This window comes from Caldisericia bacterium, assembly GCA_021158845.1.
In the GTDB taxonomy this organism is placed as follows: Bacteria; Caldisericota; Caldisericia; order B22-G15; family B22-G15; genus B22-G15.
Genome location: JAGGSY010000123.1, coordinates 1 through 3,896 on the forward strand (window position 1 = coordinate 1; position 3,896 = coordinate 3,896).

General features: G+C 39.6%; 4 protein-coding genes and 2 tRNA genes. 2 read left to right on the forward strand and 4 right to left on the reverse strand.

The window, feature by feature from the left end; translation table 11 throughout:
* Positions 1 to 76: 76 nt before the first annotated feature.
* From fusA to J7J33_04565, 4 genes are read right to left on the reverse strand one after another with little or no spacing between them, the layout of a single operon-like run.
* Positions 77 to 2,149, reverse strand: a complete 2,073-nt coding sequence (gene fusA / locus J7J33_04550; protein MCD6168558.1) for an elongation factor G — start codon at positions 2,147 to 2,149, stop codon at positions 77 to 79.
* On the reverse strand, positions 2,149 to 2,619 hold the full coding sequence (rpsG, locus tag J7J33_04555) for a 30S ribosomal protein S7 (protein ID MCD6168559.1): 471 nt from the start codon (positions 2,617 to 2,619) through the stop codon (positions 2,149 to 2,151). Before rpsG ends, fusA begins: the two co-directional genes overlap by 1 nt.
* Positions 2,619 to 3,011: a 30S ribosomal protein S12 gene (locus J7J33_04560; GenBank protein MCD6168560.1), complete on the reverse strand. Its 393-nt coding sequence runs from the start codon at positions 3,009 to 3,011 to the stop codon at positions 2,619 to 2,621. The genes rpsG and J7J33_04560 overlap by 1 nt, the downstream gene beginning before the upstream one ends.
* Positions 3,012 to 3,025: 14 nt before the next feature.
* A complete protein-coding gene (locus J7J33_04565) occupies positions 3,026 to 3,280 on the reverse strand; it encodes a ribosomal L7Ae/L30e/S12e/Gadd45 family protein (protein ID MCD6168561.1) in 255 nt (84 codons plus the stop codon).
* A 166-nt stretch (positions 3,281 to 3,446) separates the two neighbouring features.
* On the opposite strand from J7J33_04565, the gene J7J33_04570 reads away from it, so the two are divergent.
* Together J7J33_04570 and J7J33_04575 are read left to right on the forward strand one after the other, a co-directional pair.
* Positions 3,447 to 3,522 (forward strand) — tRNA-Lys (locus J7J33_04570).
* Between the two features lie 5 nt (positions 3,523 to 3,527).
* Positions 3,528 to 3,602: transfer RNA gene (locus J7J33_04575), tRNA-Glu, on the forward strand.
* Positions 3,603 to 3,896 lie beyond the last annotated feature (294 nt).

Consider the following 3,896-nt stretch of genomic DNA (forward strand, 5'->3'; position numbering starts at 1 on the left):
CAATGGTTCCAACATTCACATGCGGTTTAGTTCTTTCAAATTTCTCTTTGGCCATAATGAACCTCCTTTAAAATTATTAGCTAATTCCCTTAACCCGCTTGAGAATTTTCTCATACACGGGTTTAGGCACAACTTGGTAATGTGAAAATTGCATAACATAGCTTGCCCTTCCCTGACTTACAGAACGAAGTTCAGTAGCGTAACCAAAAAGTTCTGCAAGAGGAACAAGGGCGTCTACAATCCTTAGATTTCCCTCAAGGGAAATCTTTGATACCTTTCCCCTTCTTGAGGATATGCTGGAGAGAATATCTCCAAGATACTCCTCTGGCGTGATAACCTCCACCTTCATTATAGGTTCAAGAAGTATTGGATCAGCTTTTCTTGCTCCCTCTTTGAAAGCTTTGGATGCTGCAATCTTATAGGCTATTTCAGATGAATCTACAGGATGATATGAACCATCAAGAAGTTCCACTCCAACATTTATAACAGGATATCCAAGCACAATCCCTGTTTCAAGAGCGCCTTTTACTCCCTCCTCAACTGCAGGAATAAACTGTTCAGGAATTACTCCACCCTTAATACTATTCTTAAACTCAAACTTCTTGTCTTTAAGTGGGTATATCCTCAAGACAACATGACCATACATACCCTTTCCACCAGTCTGCCTTATGTACTTTCCCTCCTGTTTAACCTCTTTTGTAATGGTTTCTCTATAGTTTACCTCTGGTTTACCAATTCTTGCCTCAAGACCAAACTCCCTTGTAAGTCTATCCACTATAATCTCAAGATGAAGCTCTCCCATCCCAGATATTATTGTCTGCCCAGTTTCCTCGTCGTATCTTACTTTGAATGTGGGATCCTCAAAGGAAAATTTCCTTAGAGCAAGGGATAATTTATCCTGCTCAGCTCTTGTCTTTGGCTCTATAGCTACAGATATTACTGGTTCAGGAAACTCAATGGACTCAAGAACAATGGGATGTTTTTCATCACAGATTGTATCTCCAGTAACGCTGTTCTTCAATCCAACAATTCCACCAAGATTACCTGCTGGAAGTTCTTTTATATCCTCTCTTTTATTTGCATGGAGTCTTAAGATTCTTGATACCCTCTCCTTCTTTTTCAAGTTTATATTGTAAACATATGTACCTGCAACAATTTTTCCTGAATAAACTCTTACAAAGTGAAGCTGACCAAAGTATGGATCGTTGGCAACCTTAAATACTATCGCAGAAAGTGGTTCATCTGGATCTGGTTTTCTTTCCTCTTCCTCTCCAGTGATAGGATTCTTACCTTTAACTGGGGGTATATCTATAGGAGATGGAAGATAATCAACTATTGCATCCAAGAGAGGTTGAACTCCTTTATTTTTCAACGAACTTCCAAACACTGTGGGGAAGAAAATTCCCCTTATAGTTTTTCCTCTTATAACTCTCTTAATCTCTTCTGGTGTTATCTCCTCTCCTTCAAGATACTTCTCAAGTAATATATCGTCTGCCTCTACTACAGATTCAATCAATTCGTTTCTTGCCTTTAAAACCTCTTCAGTCTCTCTGGCAGGTCTAACTTCATACTCTTCTCCACTTCCACCCTTTTCCCAGACATACTCCTTCATCTCTATGAGATCTATTACCCCTTCAAACTCCTCAGCTTCTCCCAAAGGAAGTTGGATGAGAAGGGGATTTACATTCAATCTTTCCTTAATTGTTCTCACTACCCTATCTTTACTTGCACCGGTTCTATCCATCTTATTTATATAAATGATTCTTGGAACTTTGTATCTTGCTGCCTGCCTCCAAACAGTTTCAGTTTGTGGTTGAACTCCAGAAACACCTTCAAGGATAACAATTACCCCATCAAGAACCCTTAGGGATCTTTCCACTTCAGCGGTAAAGTCCACATGACCTGGTGTGTCTATAATGTTAATCATAAAATCTCTCCAGAAACAGGTTGTAACAGCAGATGTAATGGTAATACCTCTCTCCTTCTCCTGAACCATCCAGTCCATGGTAGCTGTTCCCTCATCCACATCACCAATCCTATGGATCTTTCCTGTATAATACAATACCCTCTCTGTTGTGGTAGTTTTACCAGCATCAATGTGTGCAATAAATCCAATATTTCTAATTTTTTCTATAGGATAGTTTTCCATTACCATCTAAAGTGTGCAAAGGCTCTGTTTGCTTCGGCCATCTTGTGAGTCTCTTCTCTCTTCTTCATTGTGGCTCCCTGTCCTTGAAGGATATCAAGCATCTCCTTGGCGAGCCTCTGCTCCATCCTCTTTTCGCCTCTTTTTCTTGCAAATTTAACAAGCCACATAAGTGCTATTGTAATTCCTCTCTGAGGTTCAACCTCAACAGGAATCTGGTAGGTGGCACCACCCACTCTTCTTGGTTTTAACTCAACAAGAGGCCTTGCCTTCTCAAGCACCTCTGCTACTATTTCATCTCCTTTCTTACCAGTCTTCTCCTCCACCATCTTAAGAGCAGAGTAAACAATCTTTCTTGCAAGCTCCTTCCTTCCACCAATCATTACCTTGTTTATAAGTTTATGGACAAGGACACTCCCGTATATTGGATCTGGATCAATCTGTCTTTTAGGAGCAGGACCCTTTCTTGGCATTACTCACCTCCCTGAGGACTCTTCCTTGGTCTCTTGGCACCATACTTACTTCTACTCTGCATTCTACCTTCAACACCAGCAGCATCATATACACCCCTTACAATGTGGTATCTCACACCTGGAAGGTCTTTAACCCTTCCACCTCTTACGAGCACAACAGAGTGTTCCTGAAGATTGTGTCCAATTCCAGGAATGTAAGCTATTACCTCTCTTCCATTGGACAACCTTACCTTCGCCACCTTTCTCAAAGCTGAATTAGGTTTCTTAGGGGTGGTTGTATAAACTTTAATACACACCCCTCTCTTAAAAGGGTTTCCCTCCAAGTCCTTTGAACGAGACTTGGATAAAACTTTCTTCCTTGGTTTTCTTAAAAGTTGATTAATTGTTGGCATACTTCCTCCTACATTTACTTTGTCTTTTTTATTAGAGCAGCCACAGCTGCTCCCACATCTATCCCTACAAGCTCACCCAAAACTTTTCTGGAGACAACCTCTTCTATCCTAATCCCTTCTTCCTTAGCCAGATCAACGATCTTTTCTCTTAACCTCTTATCGCAATCTTTACTAACAAAAATTACCTCTACTTCTCCTCTTTTTAGAGCTTTCAGGGTCTCCTTAAAACCTACAACTCTCCTCTTCTTGATTCTTAACTCTTCCAACATCTAACAGCAAACCTGAATTATATAGAAAATTACCGATTTGTCAACATATGTTCACAAACCTTTTATATTATACATTATTTTAAAAAAATGTGAAGAGATTTCAGAAGCTTATTTACAAACTATTGACAAGGAAAAATTTTAAGGTAGAATGATAATTGCACAAAGGGGGCCGTTAGCTCAGCTGGTAGAGCACCGGCCTTTTAAGCCGGGTGTCGCAGGTTCGAATCCTGCACGGCTCACCATAGGTGGCCTCATCGTCTAATGGTTAGGACACCGCTCTTTCAAGGCGGCAATGGCGGTTCGACTCCGCCTGGGGCCACCAAATAATTTAAAGTCAAATTCTTCAAATTAAAAATAATTTCTCTGTGAGTTCTTGGAAGGAATTTTGAAACTCTTTACCTTTTCCACTATGTCATTAAAAGAAATTTTCTCATTGTAATATTTCTAAAATAACGATACTCCCTATTATCAAAGACAATCTTTTTCCCTCTTTTTGTTGTAATGGAAAAAATAATATAAGGTGTTTGAATAAGAATTCCATGGTAGTTTAATGCATTTTGTTAAACTTCTGAAGAACCCTTAAAACATCAGCTGTTTTCGTATATATTCACAATCC

Bases quoted from the DNA above. Each gene is read 5' to 3' on its own strand.
- fusA (MCD6168558.1), bottom strand. From the start codon at position 2,149: ATGGAAAACTATCCTATAGAAAAAATTAGAAATATTGGATTTATTGCA.
- rpsG (MCD6168559.1), bottom strand. From the start codon at position 2,619: ATGCCAAGAAAGGGTCCTGCTCCTAAAAGACAGATTGATCCAGATCCA.
- J7J33_04560 (MCD6168560.1), bottom strand. From the start codon at position 3,011: ATGCCAACAATTAATCAACTTTTAAGAAAACCAAGGAAGAAAGTTTTA.
- J7J33_04565 (MCD6168561.1), bottom strand. From the start codon at position 3,280: ATGTTGGAAGAGTTAAGAATCAAGAAGAGGAGAGTTGTAGGTTTTAAG.